This is a genomic window from Bradyrhizobium sp. SSBR45G, from assembly GCF_030159255.1.
In the GTDB taxonomy this organism is placed as follows: Bacteria; Pseudomonadota; Alphaproteobacteria; order Rhizobiales; family Xanthobacteraceae; genus Bradyrhizobium.
Window position 1 is genome coordinate 1 of record NZ_BSCT01000077.1, and the last position, 1380, is coordinate 1380.

The following is a 1380-nucleotide window of genomic DNA, read 5'->3' on the forward strand; positions in this document are numbered from 1 at the left end:
CTGGACTGCACCCCTCAAGTGAGACACGATAATCTCAGTGACAGTGCGGTTGCCACGATGTGCTATCGTACCTTGTTTTGCGCGAACGCGGCTTCGAACTCAAGAGGCGATCGGTAGCCGAGCGCCGAGTGCAGGCGTTCTTTGTTGTAGACGTCCGCGATGAAGCTTTCGATCCGGCGACGCGCGTCTCTGATGTCGGAGAATGCCTTGCCGTTGACCTCTTCGGCCTTGAGCGTCTTCATGAAGCTTTCGGCCTTGGCGTTGTCGAAAGGATTGCCCGGCCTGCTCATGCTGATCGTGATGTCACGATCTGCCAAGATCTGGCGATAGGCAATCGAGGCGTATTGCACGCCGCGATCGGAGTGGTGGATCAGGCTGCCGCGCTGCGGCTTGCGGGTCTCGATTGCCCTGTCCAATGCCGCTATCGCCAGTGATGCATCGAGCGTGTTGTCGAAGGCCCAGCCGACGGCCTTGCGCGAGAAAGCGTCGAGAATGACGGCGAGGTAGGCGAAGGTCGTGGCGAGATGGACGTAGGTGATGTCCGCGACCCAGATCTGGTCAGGAGCGGACGGCACCAGGCCACGCACGAGATTGGGCACGACGACAATGTCCCTTGGCCGCTCCGCCGGCGGCTTCAGGAATGGCGTCTTGCGCTGTGCGAGAAGATTATCCTCGCGCATGAGTCTGAGCACCTTCTTGGCATTGACCACCATTCCCTTCCGTCGGATGGTAGCCGTCACGCGCCGATAGCCGTAGAATGGATGCTTGAGGCAAATGCGTTGGATCTGATCGCGCAGCTCGCAGTCGGCCGTCTCACGACTGCGTCTGTTGAGATGCCGGTAATAGGTCGCGCGTGGCAGGCCGGCCAGAGTGCAGAGCCGTTGCACGTCGGCGTGGGACGCCGGTGCCTCCGACGTCATGGCTTGGATGACTTCGATGATGCGGGTGCGGGTTTGCCTTGCGCTACCGGCCGCTCCAATGCGCGCAAGGCTTGCCGAAAAAAATCGAGATCCATCTGCTGACGGCCGACAAGCCGTTCGAGCTCGGCGATACGAGCATTTGCACGCGTCAGCGCAGACCTCTTATCGTCATAGGTTGCGGTAGCTTTGAGCTTCCGGGGGCCTGGCTTCGGTCCCGGCTTGCGGTTCAATCCATCGGGCCCCTGCGCCTTCCAGGCCTTGATCCAGTCGTGCAGGATCTTGCGCGATATCCCAAGCTCGCGCGCAACAGGCAGAACGCCTTCGCCTCGCTCGACGCGCTTGATCGCCTTCAGTTTGTAAGCCGTCGGAAACTGACGGTTCTTCCTTCTTGCTGCCACAGGTCATCCTCGGAATGCCTGTCACTGAGATTATCGTGTCTCACTTGAGGGGGGCAGTCCAG

2 protein-coding genes are annotated in these 1380 nt (G+C 60.4%); both read right to left on the reverse strand.

Going from position 1 to position 1380, the window contains the following annotated elements:
- Positions 1 to 62 precede the first annotated feature (62 nt).
- A complete protein-coding gene (locus tag QQL87_RS37200; protein WP_284424094.1) occupies positions 63 to 920 on the reverse strand; it encodes an IS3 family transposase in 858 nt (285 codons plus the stop codon).
- Complete coding sequence (locus QQL87_RS37205; RefSeq protein WP_284424093.1) at positions 917 to 1318, reverse strand: helix-turn-helix domain-containing protein; 402 nt, start codon at positions 1316 to 1318, stop codon at positions 917 to 919. Before QQL87_RS37205 ends, QQL87_RS37200 begins: the two co-directional genes overlap by 4 nt.
- Between the last annotated feature and the right edge of the window lie 62 nt (positions 1319 to 1380).

What these genes read in the sequence shown, in the direction of transcription:
- QQL87_RS37200 (WP_284424094.1), bottom strand. Translation starts at nt 920, where the DNA reads ATGACGTCGGAGGCACCGGCGTCCCACGCCGACGTGCAACGGCTCTGC.